This is a genomic window from Ferruginibacter paludis (assembly GCF_030409685.1).
Classification (GTDB): Bacteria; Bacteroidota; Bacteroidia; order Chitinophagales; family Chitinophagaceae; genus Ferruginibacter; species Ferruginibacter paludis.
Map to the genome: position 1 here is coordinate 717,321 of NZ_JAUFQJ010000024.1, position 26,373 is coordinate 743,693.

15 protein-coding genes are annotated in these 26,373 nt (G+C 42.1%); 1 reads left to right on the forward strand and 14 read right to left on the reverse strand.

Going from position 1 to position 26,373, the window contains the following annotated elements:
* Nucleotides 1–73: 73 nt before the first annotated feature.
* The 14 genes from QWZ08_RS27430 to QWZ08_RS27495 all read right to left on the reverse strand — a co-directional run bounded on the left by QWZ08_RS27430 (nt 74) and on the right by QWZ08_RS27495 (nt 25,438).
* Nucleotides 74–706: a gluconate 2-dehydrogenase subunit 3 family protein gene (locus QWZ08_RS27430; RefSeq protein WP_290341032.1), complete on the reverse strand. Its 633-nt coding sequence runs from the start codon at nt 704–706 to the stop codon at nt 74–76.
* A gap of 3 nt (nt 707–709) precedes the next feature.
* Nucleotides 710–2,446, reverse strand: coding sequence for a GMC family oxidoreductase (locus QWZ08_RS27435; RefSeq protein ID WP_290341033.1), 1,737 nt, complete (start codon nt 2,444–2,446; stop codon nt 710–712).
* A 120-nt stretch (nt 2,447–2,566) separates the two neighbouring features.
* A complete protein-coding gene (locus QWZ08_RS27440) occupies nt 2,567–3,745 on the reverse strand; it encodes a hypothetical protein (protein ID WP_290341036.1) in 1,179 nt (392 codons plus the stop codon).
* A gap of 39 nt (nt 3,746–3,784) precedes the next feature.
* Complete coding sequence (locus QWZ08_RS27445) at nt 3,785–5,440, reverse strand: RagB/SusD family nutrient uptake outer membrane protein (RefSeq protein ID WP_290341039.1); 1,656 nt, start codon at nt 5,438–5,440, stop codon at nt 3,785–3,787.
* Between the two features lie 34 nt (nt 5,441–5,474).
* The gene (locus QWZ08_RS27450) at nt 5,475–8,891 is read right to left on the reverse strand and encodes a TonB-dependent receptor (protein ID WP_290341042.1); all 3,417 of its coding nucleotides are present in this window, start codon (nt 8,889–8,891) and stop codon (nt 5,475–5,477) included.
* Nucleotides 8,892–9,165: 274 nt separating this feature from the next.
* Entirely contained in the window at nt 9,166–10,362 is a 1,197-nt protein-coding gene (locus tag QWZ08_RS27455; RefSeq protein WP_290341044.1) for a FecR family protein, read from the reverse strand.
* Nucleotides 10,363–10,451: 89 nt separating this feature from the next.
* Complete coding sequence (locus QWZ08_RS27460; protein ID WP_290341047.1) at nt 10,452–11,048, reverse strand: RNA polymerase sigma factor; 597 nt, start codon at nt 11,046–11,048, stop codon at nt 10,452–10,454.
* Nucleotides 11,049–11,351: 303 nt separating this feature from the next.
* A complete protein-coding gene (locus tag QWZ08_RS27465) occupies nt 11,352–12,449 on the reverse strand; it encodes an acyltransferase family protein (protein WP_290341049.1) in 1,098 nt (365 codons plus the stop codon).
* Between the two features lie 129 nt (nt 12,450–12,578).
* A complete protein-coding gene (locus QWZ08_RS27470; protein ID WP_290341052.1) occupies nt 12,579–14,873 on the reverse strand; it encodes a ligand-binding sensor domain-containing protein in 2,295 nt (764 codons plus the stop codon).
* Between the two features lie 24 nt (nt 14,874–14,897).
* Nucleotides 14,898–17,147 (reverse strand): ligand-binding sensor domain-containing protein, encoded by a 2,250-nt coding sequence (locus tag QWZ08_RS27475; protein WP_290341055.1) that lies wholly within the window; start codon nt 17,145–17,147, stop codon nt 14,898–14,900.
* Between the two features lie 47 nt (nt 17,148–17,194).
* The gene (locus QWZ08_RS27480; protein WP_290341057.1) at nt 17,195–19,264 is read right to left on the reverse strand and encodes a beta-N-acetylhexosaminidase; all 2,070 of its coding nucleotides are present in this window, start codon (nt 19,262–19,264) and stop codon (nt 17,195–17,197) included.
* On the reverse strand, nt 19,265–21,037 hold the full coding sequence (locus QWZ08_RS27485) for a SusD/RagB family nutrient-binding outer membrane lipoprotein (protein WP_290341058.1): 1,773 nt from the start codon (nt 21,035–21,037) through the stop codon (nt 19,265–19,267).
* 52 nt (nt 21,038–21,089) lie between these two features.
* On the reverse strand, nt 21,090–24,584 hold the full coding sequence (locus tag QWZ08_RS27490) for a SusC/RagA family TonB-linked outer membrane protein (RefSeq protein ID WP_290341061.1): 3,495 nt from the start codon (nt 24,582–24,584) through the stop codon (nt 21,090–21,092).
* 101 nt (nt 24,585–24,685) lie between these two features.
* Nucleotides 24,686–25,438, reverse strand: a complete 753-nt coding sequence (locus QWZ08_RS27495) for a DeoR/GlpR family DNA-binding transcription regulator (protein ID WP_290341064.1) — start codon at nt 25,436–25,438, stop codon at nt 24,686–24,688.
* 106 nt (nt 25,439–25,544) lie between these two features.
* Here QWZ08_RS27495 and QWZ08_RS27500 point away from each other — a divergent pair, with 106 nt between their 5' ends.
* Nucleotides 25,545–26,366 carry an N-acetylmuramic acid 6-phosphate etherase gene (locus tag QWZ08_RS27500; RefSeq protein WP_290341066.1) on the forward strand — a complete coding sequence of 274 codons (822 nt, stop codon included), beginning with the start codon at nt 25,545–25,547 and terminating at the stop codon, nt 26,364–26,366.
* Nucleotides 26,367–26,373: the final 7 nt, after the last annotated feature.

Here is a 26,373-nt window from a genome sequence, read left to right on the forward strand (position 1 = left end):
ATTTGCATTGAGGCTAGGCTCGAAAATATCCGGAAGCGGCCCTTTTGTTTTTTTTTATTCCTTTACAAGGTTCTTACTCATCCTTCAAATTGTATTGTTGCAATACATCTTTCGGAACACCTTCCCATTTACCGGGCGCATTGCCTTTATACCCCAAATCTTTTATACCAATTTCGCTGGTATAAAATCCAGAAGCGGTGAGGTCACGCATGCGGTTAAAAAATACCTCGCCCTGGTGCATTTCCGGCTTTGTTTTACCGGGGTAAGCAATTTGTTCCAGCAGTTCATTCTGTTGTACCGGTGTACAACCAGTAAACGGTTGACCGTAGGTATTGAGGCATTGCAGGTCCAGCCATTTTAATCCGCCCCGCATGGGCACCTGGTGGTCGGGAATATCTTTTACAATAAACTCAATGAAGTCTGCCACTTTAGCATCAGAGGCGCTGCCCGATACTGCGTCCTTTGGAATGATCAGGTCAGCCAGTACGATCAATGTACTCTTTTCATGTTCATTGAAAAATGCTGGTGCGGCATATAACTTTTTTAATCTTTCTATTTCAAACTCCTGCAGTCCTGCTACATCTCCAAGGTTGCTATTATCCACAACTGTGGCAGATTTTGGCGTATCTGTTTTGCAGGATTCAATCAGTAATCCGGCGGTAAGTGTAGATATACTGAGGGCTTTTAATGATTGTCTTCTGTTCATAATTTAAATATTTTGTTTCTTTCTTTGATCAAGAATATATTCAGCTGTACGCATAGATAAAGCGAGGATTGTCCAGGTAGCATTTTTATCTCCCTGCTGTACAAATGGGGCTGCATCTACAACAAATAAATTTTTGCAATCATGGGCCTGGCACCATTTATTAAGGGCAGATGTTTTAGGATCATCCCCCATACGGATAGTACCTACTTCATGAATGATTCTTCCTGGTGCTTCCAGTCCGTAGTTGGTTTCCGGCCCCTGTATAGTTGAGGTAATTACAGCACCCATACCATGCATGATGGATTGAAAAGTATCAATCATGTGTTTGGCTTGCTTGATTTCTTCGTTGCTCCAGGTATAGTTAAAACGCAATACCGGTATACCATATTTATCAACCACGTTCGGATCAATCTCACACAAATTTTCTTTTCGTGCAATGGCAGTACCACGACCAGCCATGCCCACCTGCGTTCCGTAAAAGCGACGGTAATCATCTTTTAATGAAGCGCCAAAACCTCCACCGGTTTTGGTTTTGCCATCCCTGTCCGGTACCATACCATTCATTTTTGTAGTGCCGCCACCAAAGCCATACGAAGGCATATGCATACCGCCACCATATTCTATATGATAACCACGGGGAAAATCAACATTTTTATTATCAAGCCACCAGGGAGAATAAATATGCACACTACCCACACCATCCTCATTGTAACGTTTGCGGTCCATCAACTGGGGAAGAAAGCCACCCAGGCTGGCACCGGTTGAATCGTGCAGGTATTTACCCACTACGCCACTGCTGTTGGCAAGGCCGCCCGGATGCTGCGCCGATGCCGAGTTTAATAATATGCGGGCCGATTCGCAGGCACTTGCACCGAGAATGATTGTCTTACCATTTAGCTGGTATTCCTGTCCGTCTGTTTTATCAACATATGAAACACCGGTTGCCTGTCCGTCTTTGCCGGTTAATACCTGGCGCACCATGGCATTGGTTATCACTTTTAAATTACCCGTTTTAATAGCAGGAATGACAAGGCAGGAGGAGGCTGAAAAGTCACCATATATTTTGCAGCTCCGGCCGCACTGGCCACAATAAAAACAGGCGCCGCGGTCTTTGTTTCCAGGCAAGGCTTCAGTTAATACCGATCCTCTTCCGGCGATTACTTTTACACCAGCTTTGGCTGCACCATTTTTTATAAATATTTCATTCAGCCTTGGTTTTGGAGGAGGAAGAAAAACGCCGTCGGGATCATTTTCCAATCCTTCATTTGTACCGTATACGCCAATCATGCGGTCTACCTTATCATAGAAAGGTTTCACTTCATCGTACGTAATTGGCCAACGTTCGGTAAGCCCATCGGTTGGCTGAAAATCGAGCGGTCCCATACGCAAAGAAATTCTTCCCCAGTGGTTTGTTTTACCGCCCAGCATGCGTGACCTGAACCAACTGAATTCTGTCTTGTCTTTGGTGGTATACGGTTCGCCTTCTATTTGCCAGCCGCCGTAAGCTGCGTCAAAATCGCCAAAAGCCCTTGTGGTACCCGCTCCCCGCCGCGGTGATTCATACGGCCATTTCATTTGCTGCGATTGTTTGGCAGGGTCGAAAAACGGACCTGCTTCCAGCATTAATACTTTGATTCCTGCGTTGGCCAGCACATAGCCTGCCATGCCGCCACCAGCACCAGAGCCTACGATAATGACATCATATACTTCTGATGATTTTTTGATTTGCACATCTCCCATAAAATAAAATATTGTGTGTGGTTCTAATTGTGGTTTGGTGAGTTGTTATACTATTATTTGCATCTTTAAATCTACAAATAATAGTATAACAACATCATTTTGAATCAATAAAAAGGAAATTTATTGAAGGACAGCAAGCTGGGCATACAGGTTACCAATCCTGTACTCATAATTGATTGAAGATCCTGGTACTATACTTACAACTTTTAAAATTCCGTAAAAAATGTCTGTTGCATTTGGACCGTTTACAATCTTAAAAATGTATACGCCTTCGCCTGAAGTTGGTGCAGCAGTTGCTGCGGCTGTTCCTGCCATGAAAGCCATAATTATTTTATCTGAATTGTTTTCGTTGTATACAGCAAGTGTTGATTTAACAAAGGAAATGCCCTTGCCACCAACAGCCCAGGCAGTTCCTCCGTGTATTATTAATGAGCTATCATCAATTGCCATTATTGCCATAGCGTTATTCGCCGCTACCGCTCCGTTTACCAGCATATTTACGCCCGCTGAAGATCCGCCCAATGTCATCTTTCCTGTTTTCTTAAATTGAAAATAAGGATTGCTGTTAAGTATTGTCTGGGTAACAGTGTCAGAAAAATTACCTACCTGGGATATAAAGGCATAGTACATGGTATCTTTTCCAACGGCAAAGTCATCACCGGAAATAGGTACCTGCGATGTACCCGGAAAGTTACCAACAGTCTGCCAGGGGTCATTAATACCATTTTTATTTTTTACTAATACAGTGCCTGCATAGGCCGCCAGTTTAGGCGAAACATTCACATCAAAATAAGCAGGACCTGCAGAGCGTATGATGGGAACCACCTTACCGTTATACTTAGTGCCAGACACCGTAGTAGCCTTTGTCATGGTAATTACCCTCATTGCCGCTTCTGTTTTACCTGCAAAAGTAACAGTCACTACATCTCCCGCTTTTGTCATTAAAGCTTCAGCCCTTGTAAAAATTACCGAGGTAGTTAGATCACTTGCTACTATCACTTTCTTTTGGGTACCTGCTATAGGAAGTAACTGCGTGGCAGTGCCGGCCGGGGCTCCGGAAGGTACTTGCTGCTTTAACAACTCCACGGTCATGGTATCGCCGGCTTTTGCGTTGGGCAATACCGCGTTGATTGTAAAATTATCATCCAAAGTAGAAATACCATTAGATGTAGTACTTGATACCGTAGTAATTATCACATTTCCACTGCTGTCTTTAGGAACATCGAAATAGTCTTGTTTGCTGCAGCTTTGCAACAATACTATTGCGCCTATAAATAGGAACCTTATTTTATTTTTCATTTTGGCTGTATAAATTAGTTAATAATTTTGTTGATATGTTTACTGGCCGACCTGTTTAGGCAGGAAATTAAAATTTTGTAGACATTTTGAGTTATTGGCAATTTCGGCCTGGGAAATAGGCGACAACAAATTCATATTGGAAAATTTGAAGTTGAAGCTAACCGGCTGATGGCCTACAAAATTTTCAATACCTGAAAAAGATCCAACACCATCTATGAGACATTTACGGGTACGACGTTGATCCCACAACATTTTATTTTCAAAAATCAGTTCCCATGCCCTTTCGCTGAAAATGGAAAGCAGATTGATGTCACCAATGCGGTATGCAGGAAGTTGTGCCCTGGCTCTTACGGCATTGATGCCTTTTAGTACATCATCGTCAGCAACAGATATTCCGTTTTGTCTTAGAGTCCAGTTTACTTCTGTTAGCATCAGCAAAATATCCGAATAGCGGTACAGTGTAAAATTTAAACCGCTATGTCCGCCGGAGGTTTTAAAGGCCGCTGAATCGTAATATTTAAAAACATAAGGCTGATCAAAGTTCACCGGGGGATTGGTTGCATCGTATTGCGTAGCTACATTATCCTTTGTATAAAACATCTGGCGTTCCTGCGTGCGCAAGTCACCGGGTGTATAGGAATTATAATATCCAATAGTTGGAATCAGTGTACCATATTCTGTAAGTGATGCTGCCTTTATGGCTGGCGGAAGCAAAGATCCCATAAAACCCGTCATTTCGTTTACCCCTGATATATATTGTATCTGGAATATTGATTCGCCTTTATTGTTCAGGGAGGGATTATGAAGATCACGATAGGTTGATACCATCGTATACCTGCCATATAATAAATTTAACTGCTCAGCCGCCTTCTGTAAAAAACTTGTTGCACCTGGGGTATTAACTGGGTAAGTGGATTGAGAAAATGATCCATCAGTACACCATGGTTTAGCTGGATCTGTTGCTACTTCCTGGTAAGGATAGCCGGCGCACGTAAGATAAACATCTGCTAAAATTGCCCTCGCAACCAATTTGGTTACGTAGCCTCCAGTACTTGGAACATCCGCTAAATTACTGCTGACAGCGAACTCAAGATCAGGTATGATGATTTCGTCATAAATAGTTTTCAGCGATGCTCTTGGCTGTTGAGATTCAGCAAATGTGCTCAAGGCTGTGTCCATTACTACATCACCGTAGTAGCGCACCAGGTTAAAATAATATAAGGCTCTAAGCGTGCGTACCTGGCCCATATAGTTTGACTTATCGTTGGGCGTCCACTCAATAATGCCAGGTATTTTTGCAATGGCATTGTTACAGTCTTTGACACCCTGGTAATTATTGTTCCAAAAATTGTCAAAATCAGACAGTGTACTTCCTGATAGCTGGTTGGACTGGAATTTATTAATCAAAGGGTGAGAATCGGAAGACCATGCAAGCCCGGTCAAATATTCCAGTGTTGATGGTAAGTAATTACCGTAATCGCCGCCGCCGCCGGTATAAGTAGATAAGGATCTGTAACCGCCTACTACCAGGGCTGTACCTTCTGCTGCTGTAGTAAAAGTATAGTCTGAAGTGAGGTTAGCTGTTGGATTTTCTTTTAGGAATTTGGTGCAACTGCCAAGCATCATTACAAGCGCTAATAAAAGCAATGATTGTTGAACAACTCCTTTATTTCTTTTCTTTATATTAAATTTCATGTTGCAATTTTTTAAAATGATGAGCTACTAAAAATTATAAACTGATGTTCAAACCAAAAGAATAAATCGATGGGGTAGGATACTGGTATTTATCAGTATTGGGTACCGTCGAAATATTTTTATCAAGAGAACTACCTTGTGGGTCGTAGCCTGCGGCCTTCGTTATCAGGAAGAAGTTAACTGCACTCAGGTATAGTCTAATTCTTTGCATATGCCATCTGCTCACCAATTTGTCTGAAAGGGAATATCCAACAGTGGCATTGGCGCCCCTGATGAATGAACCATCATACACCAAATGTGTATCTGGATAAGACTGGTAGTACGCACCGCCATTTCCCGGACGTAATTGGGCTACCATGGAATTTTGTGCATCCGGACGCCAAGCCGTTAACGTTGAATTTAAACCACCTGAAACCAACTGGCGATCTTCAGCAGACTCATGTACAAATGCCTTTTTAACACCTTGTATAATTTGAATATCAAGACCGGCATCAAAGCTTTTATAGTTAACAGAATTATGAAAACCAATTACCCAATCAGGAAATGCATTTCCCATCACACTGCCATCAGTAATCAAATCAATTTTGCCATCATTGTTTTTATCCAAAAATTTCAGGTCGCCTGGTCTTAAATTATAGCGGGCTGCTAATGATGCCTCCTGTGTGCTATAAGTACCTAGCCGTGTAAGTCCGAAAAATTCACCGATGGGTTGCCCAATCATAAATACAGAAGTACCATTACCAGCACCAGTCTGGCTGTAAATCGGCGCACCTGTAGGCCCCAATTGTACTATTTTGTTTCTGTTAGCGGCTACGGTAATATCCGTATTCCATTTAAAATCCCTTGTGGAAATGTTCAACGTATTCACAGTAAATTCCCAGCCCCTGTTTTGAACTTTACCATAATTCTCAATTACATTACCCGTGGTTGTTGATAAAGGAAGCGGCACATTCAGCAACATATTGCTGGTCAATTTATCGTAGTAATCAACCCCTATATTCAGGCGATCCTTAAATAGCCCCAATTCAACTCCGATATCTTTTTGGGTAGTAGTCTCCCATTTCAAATCGGGGTTAGCAACCGAGCTTGGAAAAAGACCAATTTGCGTTGCATTATTTAATACCACATTAGCGGTACTGATAAATGGTTGCGTTACATAACTTCCAATTTCCTGGTTACCCGTACGGCCAATACTTGCCCTCACTTTTAGATTTGAAATCGCATCTACATTTTTCATGAAATTTTCCTGGGATACTTTCCAGGCCACCCCTGCGGATGGGAAGAAACCATATTTATTATTTGCTCCAAAACGGGATGAACCATCTTCACGACCGGTAACAGTTAACATGTACCTGTCTTTGAACGAATAATTGATCCTGGAAAAATAAGAATTCAGTGTGTTATTTCCATCTGCGCTACCAGAACCTGGTCTGGCTGCTGCACCTGCGCCAAGGTTGGAATATCCAAAGAAGTTGGAAAAGAATACAGAGTTGGATGTATTCATATTCTGATAGGCGTTTTTGGACCAGGAAAGCCCCAATATCGCACTCAGTGAATGGTTTTTGCCGATTTTTTTATTATAGGTGAAATAGTTTTCATTTTGCCAAAAATAAGTTTGGCTTAGCGAGATGGAAGCGCTACCATCACCTCCGTATAATTTTCCGCTGTAGCTATTGTTTTTGTAGTTGTTATAATCAATAGAGAAATCGCTCTTAAAGCTCAGGTCTTTGGTGATTTGAGCAACCGATGTAAAACTACCCGTTACCTGGCCAATATTGTTCTGCTGATAGATTTGAGATCTTCTAAACACAACATTGTACCATTGTTCACCGGTCTTGAAATCAAAATTTGTTCCCCAACGGCCGGCATATATTCCAAGACTGGGGTCCTGAGGATATTGAACCGGTAAGATAGACCATACTTCAGTGGCAGAGCGGGTGATGCCATCATCGCCGGTCGCCCTGCTTTTATTAAACCCGATTGATGTTGACAGGGTTAGCCATTTCAAGGCTTTGATATCACCTGCAATTCTTCCAGTCAGGCGTTTAAAGTAAGACTTCTTCATAAGGCCACGCTCATCTGTGGCTCCTAATGACACTGAGAATTTAGCATTTTCACTTCCTCCCCTGATTGCTACATAATGATTTTGAGACGTTGAGTTGGCAAACATCAGATCTTCCCAATTGGTGTCATATTTTGGTGCATAGCTTTTGCCATCCCGGCCAACCAATGGTATGGCATAGTTGCCCGCAGGAACCTGCTCAAACAACCACGGCATTTCAGAAAAACTGGTACTACCTGCCGTTGTGCCACGAAAATCATTTGCAGGCACTACACTACCATATTTGGTGGCGTTGTTCATTGATTGTAAATACAGGTACATCAGCTGTTCGGCATTTAAAGCATACAGGTGTCTTTGTAAAGTATTTTCAGATACCGTACTGCTGATACTGATTTGCGCCTTTCCGCTTGTGCCGCGTTTTGTGGTGATAATAATAACGCCGTTTGCTCCCCGGGCTCCGTAAATGGCGGTAGCGGAGGCATCTTTTAACACGTCGATTGAATTGATGTCATTGGGGTTTAAAGTTGATAAAGGATTTGCTACTCCCACAACACCGTCTACAACATATAAGGGGTCGTTACCAGCTGTGATAGAGTTTGTACCACGAATGCGGATCAACGGGTTTTGTCCAGGAACACCCCCTCCCATGGAGTTTACATCAACGCCGGCAATTTTGTTTTGCAAAGCCTGCCCAACGTTTACAATAGGTTTATCCAACAAGCGCTTAGAACTTATATTTGATACAGCACCTGTAACGTCTTTTTTCCTTGCCGTACCGTATCCAATAACTACCACTTCATTCATACCTGATACTTCCTCTTCAAGTGTAATATTAATTTCAGTTTGCTTACCTACCGTTACTCTTTTCTTTTGATATCCGATGTTGGAAATTTCAAGTACTATACCCTTATTGTCGGGCGCATTCAGGGTAAAACGACCATCTGCATCGGTGGTAGTTCCTATATTGGTTCCCGCCACTAACACTGAAACGTTCTGCAAGGGCTCTCCTTTCTGGTTGATAACTCTTCCGTGGATTTCTGCGGGAGGAGGCAAAGCCAGGGAACCCGCTAACTCAGCGGCAGCATGTGAAACTATTACTTTGGGCTGAATTACGATCGTGTTACTCACAATCGTATAGGTAAGTGGCTGGTCCTTAAGACAAATGTTCAATGCCTCATCCAGCGTTGCATTCTTTATTTTAACATCAATAGGATTGGTTTCATTTACCAGGTCTCTATCAAAGAAAAACAAAAACGTTGTTTGTTGCTCTATCGATTTAAAGATTTCGGATAAAGAAATGTTTTTTTTGACGATGGTGACTTTTTGTGCGTACCCGTTCGCACTCGCCTGGAACGTAAAAAATAAAAATAGGGGGATAGTTAATTTCATAATCATCAACATTTTGGCCCATAAGGCTTTCGTGCCGTTTTTGCTTTGGCAAGCGACAGTTAAAATCATAATTTTGGGTTGATTTTGGTTAAGTAAATTGTTTGACCGACAGTTTTATAGCCTTTATTGGCCAGCAATGCAGCGAACATTTGCTGGCTTTTTTTGCCATTAATACAGATTTATTAACAGGATACCTACCCCATTGATTAAACCAATGAGCTAATTACCTCGAAATTCATTTTAAATTATTTAGTGTTTACAACCATGTTTACATTTATAGTACAATAATTTTTTTTCCTGCCACCGAAAACTTAACGTTACTCAATTCCAATATTCTCAACACTTCCGACAACTCAACGTTCCTGTTTATTTTCCCTACAAAGTGATGGTTGGGAACCTTACCGGTATATACAATTTCCACATCATACCAGCGTCCTATTTGCCGCATAATGGTTGTAATGTCTGCTCCTTCAAACCGAAAAAGTCCGTTCTTCCAGGCCATTACTTCCTTCAAGTCAACATTGCCCGTTTTAATTTGGTCGCTTTTATTATTTATTACTGCCTGCTGCCCGGGCTGCAGCAAGCCAGATGCATTGCCATTATTTATTTGAACACTACCTTCCAACAAACTTGTTTTTATTTCAGCTTCATCTTCATACGCATTTACATTAAAGTGTGTTCCCAGTACTGCAATCTTCATGTCGCCAACCTTTACCTGGAAAGGCTTTTCTTTATTTTTTGCCACTTCAAAATAGGCTTCGCCGGTTAATGTTACTTCGCGTAGTTTACCAGAAAACACTGTTGGAAAGCGAATTGAGGATGCTGCATTCAGCCAAACTTTACTTCCATCTGACAATATAATTTGGTATTGCCCTCCCCGCGGTGTAGAAAGTGTATTGTAAGTAATCTGTGTATCGCCGTTAAAAGATGCAGGTGCCTTATAAATTAATAAACCACCCTGCTTTTGTATATTGGTAGTCCCCTGCCTGGCAAGCTGTCCGTTTTGCATACTGTCCAATATAATCGACCTGCCATCTGCAGTAGTAAGTATTGCCCTGTTTCGCCCGGGTAAAATGGGTGCCGGTTTTTCAGGCAATCCGGCAACTTGCTTTTTATCTTCCGCATTTCCGATGGTGCGCTCATTCTTTTCAAAAATAAAATACGCACCAACAAGTAAAATCAAAACCGAGGCAGCCAAACGCATCCAAAATGAAAAAACTGTTTCATTTTTTTTTACAGGAATAGCTGCATCGCCGTCATCTTTTAAAATAGTTTTCAAAATGCTGGCCGCAGCGCTATCGGATAACTGTTTTTCACCAGCAGACTGCTGCATTAAACGGTCGATAACATCATGAACGAATACTTCGCTTTCGGGATCGGCCAGTATAGCCATCAATTCTTCCTCTTCCTGCCCGCTGCATTTATTTTTTATATAGCAATCCAATAAATATTCTAAACGCAATACTGACATAAATTAAACAGAGGTTACACATTTCATCAACCGTCCGTATGCAGGAGTATTTTTTGTATGGCCTTGGGTGGGTTGGATGGAATCTTTTTTTAAAAAATTGGGATATACTTATGTATGCAGACAAAAAACAACATAAATGAGTTGAGGTGGAGCATACAAAAGGAGCGGATATTTTTCATGGCCTGTGCAAGATGAAACTTAACAGTTTCAGGCTGTAAATTAAGCTGGCAGGCCACTTCATTGCGTTTTAAACCATGATCCCTCATGAGCGTATATACTTCCCGCTGCTGGTTTGGCAACCTGGCAATTGCCCTTTTTAACAATAAACTATATTCTTTTTCTATTACAAGATCAATAGTGTTATTATCCGCAATTAAATGATCTTCAACGGGCACTAAGGTAGTTGTATAATTTTGGGCGACTTGCTTTAAAACATGATACACATGGTTTCGTGTTATAACAAAAAGATACGCCTTAAAATTTTGGATGTCATTTAGACTGGCCCTCCTGAGCCATATCGTTAAAAATACATCCTGTACAATTTCCTCAGACAGTTCAACCGATTTCGCAAAAGTAAAAGCTATAGAATAAATAGCATCCCTGTGAATTTTAAACAATTGTTTAAAAGCTGTTTGATCGCCTTCTGAGACTTGTTTTAACAATGCCTTATCGCATTCTTGTGTCATTAGACTTGTTATTCAATGAGTATTATAGCAAAGCAATTTCAATTTTAAAAGTAGTGAATATTCCATACAGTTTTTATTTTGTTTTGTAATGAAATAATTATTTTTTTAAACATTCTTAATAAGCCGGCATCCCACTCGTTTAATAAAACATCTGTGTTGTCTCTTTCTATCTTTTAATCGCAGCAACATTCAGTCAAACTATCAATTATACCTTAATACATCTTATTTTTTAGTTGCTATTGCTGTCAAAAAAAGAAGTACGCATCAATATGATAAGGTAATTTTTTTTCACACATGGTTTCGTTAAAGCTTAATAAATAGCTTTCTTTTATAGAGCCACCAGGCGGGAATAAAATTGATGCAAACAAAAAGCAGGGCATATATTAAGCTCGCCAACTTTGGGTCTGCACCAGCGTTACTTAAACTATTAACAAATTTTTCATTTAAGGATGACCCTCCAAATTTTGCCACGTAAAAAAACAATGCCCATACATCAGCTAAAAAATAGATGGTGATTGCATTGGCGCCGAAAATAATTCCGGGCAGTGTGCCCCTTATTTTACCTTTTATATCAACCAAAAAATAAAGAGCGCCAAAAAGCAACGATGCAAACCCGGAGGTAACCAGCACAAAGGAACTGGTCCAAAGATTTTCATTTACCGGAAAAACCAATCCCCAGAAATAGCCTGTGATTGAAAGAAAAACGCCTGCTGTCATTAACCAGTTGATTTTTTCATCCGGACTTTTATCACTCAGCATCAAATGTCCGGCAAGCATCCCCGTTATGCAGGACACGACTGAAGTAAACGTCGTTAAGATACTTTCGGGGTCCCAGTTGCCACGCCACATTTTGCCGGGTAACAAATGATTGTCAACCAGCGCCACAATATTTACTCCCGGCTCCAGCATTACTTTTCCATAGCCGGGCATTGGAATACAGGTTATTAACAGCCAATACAAAACCAATGTAATAGCCGCAATCCAGGCCTGTTGTTTCCAGTTGGTATTTAGGTAAATAATCGCCGAAATAAAAAATACCACAGCAATTCGCTGCAGCGTTCCTGTCCACCGGATGTTATGAAAATCAAAAGCGGGCATCAGGTTTAAAAACATACCCACCGCATAAATTTTCAGCGACCGGGTAAATATTTTTTTATACATCGAACTTCGGCTAACATTCGCTTGCAGGCGTCTAGAATAAGCCAGCGCAATGGAAGCACCAACAAAAAACAAAAAGTAAGGTGCCACCTGGTCTGTAAAAGACAATCCATTCCACTCCGTATGACGCAGCGTAAAATAAACGGCGTCTTCGCTACCGGGATAGTTTACCATAATCATTGCTGCAATAGTAAAACCCCGTAATGCATCCAGTGAAATAAGCCGTTTGGTTTGAATAATCATTTACTATTCGATTTTCTTTCTAACAAAGTACATTTTGAGTTAGTGGTCAGTTGTGAGTGATCAGACTCAGCAAACTGTTACTCACTACTCATCGCTCACAATTCACCTTTCACTATTCACCACTTACAACTAACGGCCAACTCCTTTATTCATCGGCCCTGCGGCGGCATGAACGTTGTTAACCGGCGCACTGATTATTTTTAGGTAGCGGCCCATCCAGTATGGTAATAACCAGATATCTCCCGCACTGTATTCTGTGGTTCCATTGTCATCACCTCCATCCAAATCAAACCGGTTGGAGTTGTGCCGGTTAATCGGTAATTCATCCGGTGGCAACACTTCTTTAATTGTTTGATTACGGAAATTTTGTGGAATAAATACAACGTCTTTTCTTTCACTGTTGGCTACTTTCCATTCAATCATGTCCAGCGGATATTTTTGCAGATACCAGGTTGCTTCATCCAGGTCAAATTGTTTTACGCCGGTGATGGCGGTAAAAATATCCCAGGCGGCTTCTTTCTCCGGCCGTTCAATTTGCCAGTGATCCAGGATAGATGCTTTAAATTTAGCTTTGAGCGTGTCATTTAACGCATACCGGTATAAACCCCAGTAACCCAAAAAATACATTTCATCATCTGAATGGTTCCAGCCATCTGAAAGAAGTTTAGCCAGGTCACCCGCATCGCCGGGAGCAAGACCAATTTCTTTCATCGGCCGCATCAGGTTTTCCAGGTAACCATATTTATTCATCAGTTCCAACGCTTTTTCTTTAAAGATTTTTTTGCCGGTAAAATGATAGGCCGTTTGTAACATCGACACAATATTGGAAGAAGTAATCTTCCGGTCACCCACGTTTTTTGGCATTGCATTTACATATTCCGGGTTCCATCTTCCCCAACGGGTAGGCTCACCGTTCCAGTCGATCATGTAAAACTGGTGGTCAACAATATGCTGCATCAGGCCATCCATTAACCGGATGGCTTTGGCCTTCATTGCAGGGTCATCAATTAATTCTGCTATGGCGCCAAAAACAAACATATGCCCAATGGCTTCGTCGCTGCTGGTAGTAGATTTCCAGTCCCATTCCGGATCTTCCGCGTGCTTCCACACCTGCGTATCTGCCACTGCATATCCTCTTCTTTCAAAAGAACGGGCAGGAAATCCTTTGATTTTAGTCACCGTGTACAACCGCTCAATTGCATCGAGTGATTCCCGGCAATTATCCAATGCTTCCGGCGATTTGGTGGCCGCATACCGAAATACTTCGCCTCCCAGGTACATACAGGTCCACAATCCATCATTGTCTGAATCTTCGAGTGAACCTGCGTTCACGTTACCATTTTTCATTCTTGTAATAGTAGCATTGAAACCGTGACGGATATGCCTGTCACGCACCTGCTGCTCATAAAACATCGCTTTATCATGCAGTGTCATTGGCTCAAAATGTATTTCTCCCAGCCCCTTGCTTGTTAATACCAATACCGAATGATTGCTGCCCGCCGCAATATCAGTAACACTATTACCGGGCAGCCAGCGTTTTGAAGCATAGTATTTAAATTTGCCATTGGGTTCCTGCGTAAATGCGCCGTTAACAGATCCAAACCAAATTCGATTGTCAACGTTTTTTATTACGGTTAAATCGCGGCAAGGTAATGCGTTGTTTATTTCTGCTGATTTCTTTCCTGTACCACCATTCAATTTAAAATAGCCATTGTGTGTTCCAACCAATATTTCATTGGTATTGCCTGCAAGACTAAAACAGGTTAACCCATCCCCCGTGTATTTAGGATATACTTTTTTATCGCCAGGGTTAAAAGCACTAATGCTCTTGCCTGTCAAAAGCCAGAACAGGTTGCTCTTTTTATCAAATAAAACATCAATCAGTTTTTCTTCACTTTTCCATTCAAACAACAGTTTTGAATCTTTTATGTATTGTACCAAAGTGCCATTGGAAATCAGAAAAGAAAAATCATCTCCGCCGCTGAACAATGTAACATCCGGCATGGTATGAAGGCTGTATAATTTCCCCGCCCATGCATTGCTTAAGATGGCTTTATCGTCGGCAAATACAAATTGGTTTTGATACAAACCAAGGCTGCTGATTTTCTTGTCAACGATAGGCAGATAAGATACATGTGGTACCAGCTGACCGGGGTACAAAAACTGTCCGCCGGATTTTTTTAACAGTCCTCGTGAAGATTGAATCAATACAACTCCATTGCGATCGCTACATACTTTTTTGAAAGCAATATTGCCTGCATCTTTCATCCCATCGGGCGCATATTTTATACTATAAGCCTGCAACCAGGCAGTGTCCTTAAATACCGGAGGAACGGGAAAGCCGCCGCCATCTGTAGCACCCATCTTCAACACATTAAAAAATAAACCTGCCAGCAACAAAAAAACAATCTTTTTTTTAATCATTATTCTTATTTTATTCTTTAAAAATTAATCAATCATGTTGAGATACCTGCCCATCCAGTAAGGGTACAGCCAAAACACCGGCTCACGCTCCACCATATCTGATCCGCCTGTTGCTGACCATGGGTTGTTGTCCCAGCGCACCGTGTTTCTGATTTCTGGCGGTGGCAATTCACTTACCTGTAATTCATTTAACACCGGTGTATGCACCATATGAACATCTTCTCTTTTGGTATGGTCAATATGCCAGTCCGTGAGATCAAGCGGTGTGTTAATCAAAAAATCAAGAGACGCCTGCTGCTCTGCTTTTTTATCACGGGCATAACAGTATAAAAAATTGATCAGCGGGTTATGATCACCCTTCCGTTGTTCCATCCATTTGTCCATCAGCTGCTGATAAAAAGCTCGCAGCCGCTGATCATTTTCGCAACGAATTAATATTGGAAATAAATAGGCCTGCATTGTCACATCAAAATAAATAAACCATGCCGGGTTCTGCTCTGTCAAAGCAGCCATATTGTCCAGGTAGTGTTCTTTGCTGACCAGTTGCAGGTAATGCTGCTGATATTTTTCGTTATCTGTACAATAATAAGCCAGCTTTAAAAATGCCAGCAACTCCATTGAATTTTCACTTCTATCCAGTTGCCATTCAGGATCTCTGTTCAATAATGCAGGCGACCAAACACCCCATCGTGTATGCGATCCATCTGTATCCATCATAGTATAGTTGTGTGCAATTAAATGATCAACAAGTGACGCTACATGCTGCCGTATCAATGCTTTCTCTTCTTTATTGGCAGCCAGTTGGTAATAAAAATAGTATCCCATCATGTGGCCGCACCATTCGTCGCTGCTGGCATCACCTTTCCATAACCATTGCCCGTCGGCTGATTTATGCCAGCGGGTTTCAACCGGTTTAAACCTGGGTTCATTCACCAGTTCTTCTGCCCTTTCTCTTGCCGTATACAAGCGGTTCGTGTCATGCACTTTTGCAGCCCAGCCAATGGGGACTATCGTCCGGGCAAAGTAACCGTCGCCGCCGGTGATGTCCTTTAATTCTTTTAAAAAATGAAATGCCTTTTTTGCTTTTTCTCTTGCATCTTCACTTTTGGTGACTGCAAACCGAAATGACTCCATGGCTAAATAGTTGCCTGTGTATTCCCCGTCATTGTCATCATCTTCAGGCGAACAATGAGCTGTATCCCCGGCTACTGCCATCCTGCACTGGCCCGATATCCATGGTTCCCTGATATGCCTTGCCATTTGAACGCCATAAAAATAATCCTGCTTTTGGGCAAGAGTTATCCATCTTTTTTTGATAACGCTTACACCATTGGCGGTGGCGATCCATGCACTTCCTTCTTGGTCGAAAACTATATCATTTACCTGGTCATTTATCAGCCAGCGGCGGCTGAATAAAAGTGAATGTTTGCCGCCGGGATAAAAACGAATTACGCCAACCTTTGTACCTATCCACATCACCTTGTCAGGAGACCTTTTTACACAACTGGTGTAAATGGACGGGCAACCGTCGGCTGGCGTAATTGCAGCTTGCCGTTTGCCATTGCTGATAACAGAAACGCCGCCCAGCCCGGTAATCCATAGACTTTCTTTCTCATCAAACGCCAGCCCTTTCAGTTCTGCGCTTAACAAAATATCTGTTTTATAAAAATGATGAGTTGCTTTTTCCGTTACATGGTAAAGGCCTGCATCGCTGGTAATCCACAAGCCGGCTTTACCATCTGACACAACACCCCTTACGGAGCGGGCCACAGGGTAATTTTTTAGAAGAAACTGATTTCCTGTATTAAGCCAAACGCCTTGAGGTCCGAGAGCGTACACCCCTTCTTTGGCTACACAAATCAGGGATACAGGCCCTGTTGTGCCGGGCATTTTGGTGAGCAGATTATGGTGAAATGTAAAAACGCCGTTCCAGTTGCCAATCCACAACGTGCCGTTGCCATCAGTGGCTACGGCATAAGCAGGGCCTTTATCTTCCTCCTGAAATGGCAACTCTGTCCATGTACTTGCGCCACTGGATTTCTCAAAAACACCCGCTTCAGTAGTTATAAAAACATTGGATGATTTATCCACGGCAATACTCCGAACGTTATTTTCAACGCTGGACTTTCCAATCGGATATGCCTCATGGTATTCCTGGAAAAATCCTTCCTTCCTATTGCTTTTGGCTGCTGTTGGAGTATGTGCAGTTATTTGTGCGCAGGCAGTTGTTAAACACCATGTTAAAAGAATTAAGCCAATAAATTTTACCCTCATCAAACTTTGTTTTTTTTCTTCTCTTATAAAAAATGCAACTACTATTTTTATTGCTGTTTGCCCGCCGCAGCCGTAATTAATTTTTGTATGGCATCAACTACCTGTATTTCGCACCTGCCGCCCTGCATCCGTGTGTGTTTTACTACGACCCGTTGTTGTTTAAGCCATTCATCATCCGCGGTTTTGTGTTGCTTTATGTATTCAATCGATTTCAGGCCAGCCTCCGCCAGCAAGGAAAGATGTTGTGATAATGAAGCAGCTTCCTGCAACACCGGTGAATTCGCAAGCAACTGTTTAAATGCTGCATCATTTTCTTTCCAGAGGATCAATTGGTCTGTAATTTCTTTTTCATTACCTGAGGATGAATTCATTAAAAATTGCTGCACCGATTTATTAAATATCCTTGGTAACGGCTGATCAGGCGTAGCGACATCAGCAATTTTTGTAAACGGAGAAAATACCGTGTACATCGTATCACCTTCATTGCGATCGTATATTTTTAAGGGCTCCAGCACAGCTACCAAAACTTCCAGTGCCTTAATTTTATTTCCATTGCAAAGCTGCCGCATCATTGCCGGTTTATAAGTCAGGTGTTGCAGTCCGAGCGATTCAAGTTGCAGGCTGACCATATCCAGCCGCCGGTACATGTCATCGGTGTCAGTGACCGCTTTAGGCGACCACAATCTTTCCGCAATAGCAGCGGTTCTTGGCCATATTCTTGAATCAACTGTTACAGGTGTTACCAGCTCGCTCCACATAGTTGCCTCGCCGCCCAGTATCAATTTCTGTTCGTCCGGTGTCAGTTTCACGCTATCCGGTATTGGATCATTCTGGTAGTGATAAGAAGCAGGTTGAATTAAATCAATATAATAACCGTAAGAAAGAATGGCTTTATATCCCTGTTTTACCGAGCTGTAAAAACTTTCGTTTCCCCGCCACGATTGAATAACAATTTCTTTAGGCAAACCCGGATGAAACACCTCATCCCACCCCATCATTTTTTTACCGGCTTTGCGAATGATGGGCAGTAAGCGCTGATTAAAATAAGTCTGTAAATCCATGGTCGTTTTCATGCCATGTGTCTGCATAAATTTTTTGATGTGCGGCACCGCTTCCCAATCCTTACCTGTGTTTTCATCGCCGCCAATATGAAAATATTCATCCGGAAAAAGGGAGGCCATTTCCGTAAACAGTTTCTCTAAAAACGGATATACTTTTTCGTTGGTAGGGTCCAGCACCGGATCAAATACGCCAAAATATCTTTGTAATGAGTAGTTTCTTTTAACGCTTGCCAGTTCAGGATAGGCCGTTAATATGGCCGTGGTATGCGCCGGCACAACAAATTCCGGCACTACACGAATGCCTCTTTGGCTTGCATATTTTATAATGGTTTTGATATCTTCCTGTGTGTAATAAATGCCATCGGAAGCTACTTGTTGCAACCGGGGAAAAACCTTTGACTCCACCCTGAATCCCTGGTCGTTGCAAAGGTGAAGGTGAAGTACATTCATCTTGACCGCAGCCATTCCATCCAGCGTTCTTTCTACCACCTCCACCGGCATAAAATGCAGGGCCACATCCAGCAATAAACCACGCCAGGCAAAACGGGGATGGTCTTTAACAGACACTGCCGGAATATAATATCCGGCAGCATCTGTACTAACCAATTGTATTAAAGTTTCCAATGCATGAATGGCGCCTAAATCAGTAACAGCGGTAACAAGTACCTGCCGTCCGCTGGTTTCAATTGCATAACTCTCATCTTCCCCCAGTTTCAGCAATCCGTTGCGTTGTATGGTAACAAGCAAGGTTGCTGTTGACTTATCCTGCTGCCGGGTTACAAATTCCTGTTTATCCAGGAAAATGCCGGTCTTATTACTCAATCGCCTTATAAACCTGCTTGCTTCTGCATATATGCGGTCGCTGGCAGAGCCCGATATTGCGACACGAAATTGCTTATCAATCGCAATCCTGCCTGTCGTTACCGCCTGCATTGCAAAAGGTGCCGGCATCAAATTATAGGTGTTATTTACCTGGCCATAACACAACAGGCTAAAAATAACCGCGATAGCTGCCAAAGCTCCTTTTTGCCTTATGGTGTTAGCGCTGTACTTCATTTACCAGGGCTTACCGGTTCCGTCAACCAACCAGAATTTTGACCAGGAACTATTGTTGCCGTCTGTACCTACGTAAGAAGATGGTTTTAATTTGGCTATTGCCGCATCACCATTGGCTGCATTGTTTTGCAGTTCTGTATTGTCGTACGCAAAACGAAGTGGAATAGCGCCCCGGTACGAAGCCCATCCTACGTTGAGTGTGGGGTAACCAGTTCTTCTCCAATCCATAAATGCTTCGTTACAAGCCTGCCAGGAAGCAATCCATTTTTGTTCTATAATTCTTTGCAGTGTATTATTGAACTTAACTGATGGCTGTGCGATATAGCTGGCGAAATCTTTTACGCAGCCATAATAATCATTTACATCTGACTGGTAGTCGCTGAAAACTTTCCATGTATCAAAACTTGCCTGTACGCCTTTGTGATACCAATCTTCTGCGGTACCATTTACATTCCACCCTTTTAACGCAGCTTCCGCTAAATCAAAACATACTTCACTGTAGGTTAACAGTTTTTGATTGAGCAAATCACCGGTTGGGTTATCGTAAATATCTCTTCTCAGGTAAGACACATAATCATTCAAAGACGTGGACTGCGTGCCGGTTCCGTTGATATTGTATTCAAAATCGAAATTGCTGTAGCTGATCGGAATTCCCACATACCTTGCTGACGTATCATACAAGCTGTATATACTGGCTGCAACGGCACCGTATGGCCTGTCCTGCGCATAAGTCGCTGTATCAAACTGTTTAAATTTAGATGCAGTTGCGGCAGCAGGATTAATATAACGTATGCCATTGACTACGTTCAGCAAAGTTGTATTATCGCCTGGTGCAAATTTAGATGCATCTACTACTGACCGGGTTACAACAGGTTCGGCCATTATCACAATCCGTGGATCTTTTAACGCTTTTAGTTTCATTGTCAAGGTACCGCACATTTTGTTTCTGTTATAGCCGGAAGGGCCATTGAACTTTGAACAAAACTGGTAAGACGTTCCCTGGTCTGCGCCTGGTAAAGGCATTACCCAACTGCCGTCATTATCTGCTATTACTTTAGACGCAATGGCTTCAACATTTGCTTTTACATCCATTTTAGAAGATACCCGCATGTAATATCGCAGTAAGAGTGAATAGGCCAGCTTTTGCCATTTTGCAGGATCACCTCCATAAAAAACATCCGAAGACATGGTGACACCCGTAATTTCAGGATGATCAGTTGTACTGCCATCCAGCAGCGGAACGGCCGCCTGCAGATCTGCAATTACACGTGCATAAATTGCTTCCTGTGAATCAAAAGCAGGATATAGATTTTCGCTTCCGTTTTGGTCGCCGTTCAGTGCCATAGAATCCGGTGCATCTCCCCAAACGTCAGCGATATTACCGAAGTTAAAAGCCCTCATGGTCAACGCCACTCCCTGGTGAAATTTCCAGTCGTTGGTCTGCGCTTTTTGCAGCAACAGTTTATTGTCTCTTAATATCGAATAATTACCTGCCCATGATTCTGGACCCCACTGGTAACCACTAAACGTATTGCCAAATGCATCCTGGTAAGTTTGCTGCATGGCGCCGGAAAATATTCCGGAACCGTAGTTTCCGTACCACATGGCTGATTGCGTAAGCACATTTGCCATCAGGTAATCCGGTGAGGCGACTGAGGGTGTAATAGAGTTTGGATCGGTGTTGAGCACATCAAACTTTTTACATGAATTGCCCAGCGTGATTATTGCAAAGAAAACGCACATAACCAGAACTACTTTTTTTGCGCTTTTCATTTTTTTCATTTTTTTGATATTACAAATTAGATAAGGTTATTGAAGCCGGGATTTAAAAATGTACACTCAGTTTTACACCAACCGGTATTGTCCATGGCGTGATATTGTACCTTTCTATACCTTGCCTGAACTGCGAACCATTGCCCTGGCGACCTTTTTGAAACTGGTAGGCCATTTCCGGATCCACACCAGCTTTGGCTTTTGTCCAGATGATGATGTTCCGTGTATAAACACCAAGCGATATTCCCTGCAATTTTAAAGCATCTGACCAACGTTTGGGCAACTGCGTAGTTAAAGTCAGTTCTCTTAACTTAATATAAGACGCATCAAACATGCTCATTCTTGCAAAGTTCCAGCCGCCGGTAACAGCATCCTCATAAATATCATATTTTGTTGTTGCAGGATCACCCAGATTTTCTATATACCCGCCATTGCCATCTTCATATACACCTGGATAAAACGCTCCGTCATTAATAGTAATACCATTATTGGTAAAGGGGAAGCCTCCCAACTCAGTTGTTGGTCCGCCCACCAGGTGAAATTGAGCAAGATTACCGCTGACAATAATATTGGCACCGGGATTTGCTTTCAGGTAACCTGGTATATCGCCTTTGGCAGATGCAGGAATGGGAATACCCATATTTTCCTGGCGTGCCATTGCTGCATCCGATCCCAGGTAACGGTAGGTTTGAGAAAAGAAAGTGCCGCCCCAGCGGGTGTCAATACTGGCGCTCAGGGTAAGGCTTTTCCAGCTTACAGATGTTTGTATGCCCAGTAATAATTTGGGATTGAAATTACCTACCACAGTTTTGTGTTGAAAATCGCCATTGCCTACAGTCTGGATAAATCCATCGTTATCCAGTAAAGGCCAGCCATAATATTTGGATGTTTTATCGGTAACGGTTGCTAGCTGGTTATCCCACAACTGGCCCAGTTTACCATCGCTGATTACCTGTTTTCCGTTGGCATCAAACATGTTTGGTATTGGCTGACCTTTGGCATAAGTCCATGATCCGCTACGTCCATCCTGCCAGAAAGAGAAATAATTTACACCGTTTGCCAATGACATAACATACGCGTCATTTTTGGTATAGTTAACAGCCATGTCCCATGTCCAGTCTTTATTGGAAATGATGGTACCGGCTAATCTTAATTCAATACCCTGGCTGCGTACCAGGCCTGCATTGATTTGTCTGCCGCTGTATCCGGATGATCCGGGTGTAGAGATAGACAATACCTGGTTGCTGTTATCAGAACGGTATACAGTTCCTTCAAAACGAAGGCGGTTTTTATACAGGTTCAATTCAAGGCCCAATTCCGTAGACACCGCTTTTTCCGGTTTCAGGTTCGGGTTTTTCAAGGTAGAAGATGTTCCCTGGGTAATGATACCACCAAAACTTCCCACACCAACAGTACCATACAGGTTATAAGGATCCGTGTCTTTACCCACACTTGCCCAACCGCCTCTTATTTTAAACAGGCTGATGCTGTTGCCCATATTGAACATTTTGTTCAACAGCAAACTGAGTGAAGCAGAAGGATAGAAGTAAGAATTTTGACCGGCAGGTAATGTACTTGACCAGTCGTTGCGGCCTGTCAGATCAAGGTAGGCCATGCTTTTGTACCCCAATGACGCTGTAGCGTATGCACTGTAAACAGCCTTTTGGCTATAACCTGAACCATACCTGATATTTGTTTGCGAAATATTGGACACGTTAAAATATTCAGGTGCGATAATGCCGCCGCCATGGGCAGAATTAGTTAACAGGTTGGAGCCATATGTGTATAAAATGTTTCCTCCCACAGAGGTGGACAGATCAAACTTGTTTTGAAACGTATTGGTGTAAGTAGCAAGAAAATCAGTATTGCTTTCTGTGTTGTAAATGTTTGCGAGCGAATAATAACCGTTTATTTCGTCGTTGAAACTCTTGGAAATTTTTGTTTCCCTGTTTTCATAAAACATATCCTGGGAGTAGCGCACAAACGTACTGATATGCGGATTTAACTGGTAACTCAATTTTACGTTTCCAAACAAATGGTTTCTTACAAAACTGTTTTTAACCTGGTGCAAATAAAAATAAGGATTGTCGTCGCCATTATCAGCAGGATCCAATACATCCGGACTTTGGTCAACCCCAACCGGAGGTAACACTTTTCTTTGCTGAATGCCGGGTGTTAACCAGAAATTTTTCATATCCCTTATATCGACGCTCGGTGATAAATAAGCCACATATTTTAAAACGCCATCATTACCCGCAACAACATTATCAGAACTTGACCTGCCATAATTGATCACAGAAGATATCTTTAATGCGTTGCTGATTTTATGCTCCACATTCAACGACAGGTTATGTTTCACTACACCAGTAGTTGGTATGATGCCTTTGTTGGTTGTATTGGAATAAGAAAAACGGTAATTGTCTTTATCAGTAGCATTTTCAACAGAAAGGCTGTTGGTGCTTGTAATACCGGTTTCTACAAAATTCTGCAGGTTATTGTGGCTAACCATTGGCAATGGAATATAATTTCCGCTGGCATCTTTCGGGCTGTTCCACTGTATGGCTTTTAAGCCTTTGTTCAATGGTGTACCAAAGCGGTAAGTATCGGTACCGGCCATATCAACCAAAACTCCGTTCCAGCTATTGAAGCCATTGGGTTCTGTATAAGGATCGGTACCTATTGTGTAAGATTGATTCAAAGGTAAATAGTGGTACGGAGTTGCTACTTCTGTAGCAGAACTAAATGTAACACCTGAACCCTTTTGCTTTTTACCAGATTTGGTAGTAATTAATATAACACCGTTGCCCGCTCTTGACCCATACAAAGCCGCGGCGCTTGGTCCTTTCAACACAGATACATTTTCTATGTCATTGGGATTTAAATCAGAAATGGTATTGCCATAATCAACATCATTACTGTTACCAGTGTTGGTACCAATATTACTGAGCGAATTTTTTACCGGCACACCATCAATAACAAACAATGGCTGATTATCGCTGTTTAAAGAACGGGTTCCACGAATTACGACACTAACGGATGAGGTTGGTGAAGCACCTGTTGAACTAACGGTTACGCCGGAAACTTTTCCGGCCATTGCATTGAGCACATTGGTTTGCGTAACCCGGTTCATATCTTCTCCACTTATCTGGCCTACATCATAGCCCAGTGATTTTTTTGTTCTGGTAATACCGAGGGCGGTTACTACCACTCCTGACAATGTGTTGGCATTGGTACTTTCCAATACTGCATTGATAAATGTTTGTCCCTTCACTTTAATTTCGGAATTGTTGTAGCCTACGTAAGAAACTACCAGAGTGGCGGCTGATCCCGAAACCGGTATTTCAAAAACGCCTGATGCATCAGACATAGTTGTGGCTTTGCCGCCTTTTTCGGAGATGGTTGCTCCAACAAGCGGACCATTGGCGTCGGATACCTTACCCTTCACTATGTGTTCTTTCTGAGCCAGGACAAGGGTATTTGTAAAAAACGTAAACCCCAGCAATATCAGCCATTGTAATATGGGGGTGAGCGAAATTTTCTTTCTCATGTTTGGTTTTGTTTGCAGTTATGAAATCGGACTTGTTTTCTTTTCCGTTTATTGGTTATTGATATGGTTAAACAATGATCTTTTTATTGGCTGAACCAGGGTTACATCAATTCTGGCTTACCTTCTCCCCTGTATACATCCAACATGGGATTATTGACATCTAGCTCTGTAATCACATAATCCACATCTGTTAAATCCGCAATTTTTATTTTTTGAACGGTGTTGAATTTTTCAGCAATACAAACCGTTGCTGTTTTTTTGGCTGACCTGATCATGGCCTTCATCACCTGCACTACTTCCCAGTCTGAATCGGTCAATCCATCTTCTACCGAAATACCGTTTGTACCGATTATACACAAATCCGTTTTTATACCGGCCAGTTCGTTTATTACACTTGCGCCGGTATGTATATTCGCATTTTTGGCGAGCCTGCCACCAATAGTGATTACATCGATGTTTTCATGTTCGGCCAATGCCAGCGCAACCTGGGGACATACGGTTAAAAAAGTGGCGTGTAAATCTGTTGGTATTTGTTTGGCGATTTCCATTATGGTTGTTCCGCCTTCTATCAAAATCAGCATGTCTTTTTTAAAAAGTGTGATTGCTTTTTGTGCAATCAGCTTTTTTGCCTCCAGGGCATATACCGGATTTTGACCGTTGAAAGGATAATGGAAGGTTTTACTCATTGCACCTCCGTGCACTTTTAAAATCATTTCCAATTCGTCCAATTCATTTAAATCTCTGCGAATGGTATCTTCGGACACGTCCAATAATTCACTTAAGTCGCTGGTAAGCACCTTATTATGTAGATTCACTTCCCGCAAAATAATTTTATGGCGTTCTTCCTTTAACATGCAGTTGACAGTAATCGTTTTGATAAAACTACTAATTTTGCGTGAATCTACATACTTTTACAAAAAAAACAGGAAAAAAACCGCAAAACTAACATAAACATAATTTATGGTCCCTATTACTGAGCAGCCATCCCACCACAGACACCTGGAAAATAAAAGCATCAAAGAGGTTACGGCATTAATTAATAATGAAAACGGAACCGTTACTGGTGCAATAGAAAAAGCCCTTCCTCAATTAAACGAGCTGATACAGGCCATTACAGATAAATTGAAAGCCGGGGGCAGGCTATTTTACCTTGGTGCCGGCAGCGGGGGAAGGCTTGCGGTGTTAGATGTGATTGAATTACCTACCACCTTCGGGATAGAAAAAGGTATCGTAAATATTGTGCTTGCAGGCGGTATCGAACGCCTGGTTGAAGCAAGGGAAGAAATGGAAGATAACTATAATGAAGGATGGGAAAAATTACTGCAGGAAGAAGTAAACTCAAAAGATATTGTATTGGGCATATCGGCAAGCGGCACAACTCCTTTCGTACTGGGTGCATTAGAAGCCTGCCGCAAAAATAACATCACCACCGGATGTATCGTTAGCAATCCTAATTCATCCATTAGTCAGCATGCCGATTACCCGGTGGAAGTAATTACCGGTCCTGAAGTGATTACCGGCAGCACCCGTATGAAATGCGGTACCGCACAAAAAATAATTTTCGACATCATCAGTACCACAGTGATGATTCAGCTTGGCAGGGTAGAAGATAACCAGATGGTCCACGTACAATTGATCAATAAAAAAATAACTGATCGTGCAGTAAAAATGCTGATGCAGAAATCGGGCATAGCAGATTATGCCGAAGCCGAATCGTTGCTGCTTGCAAACGGCAGCGTAAAAAAAGCCATGGATCAGTTCAATATGAATCTTCAGAAATAGACTACTT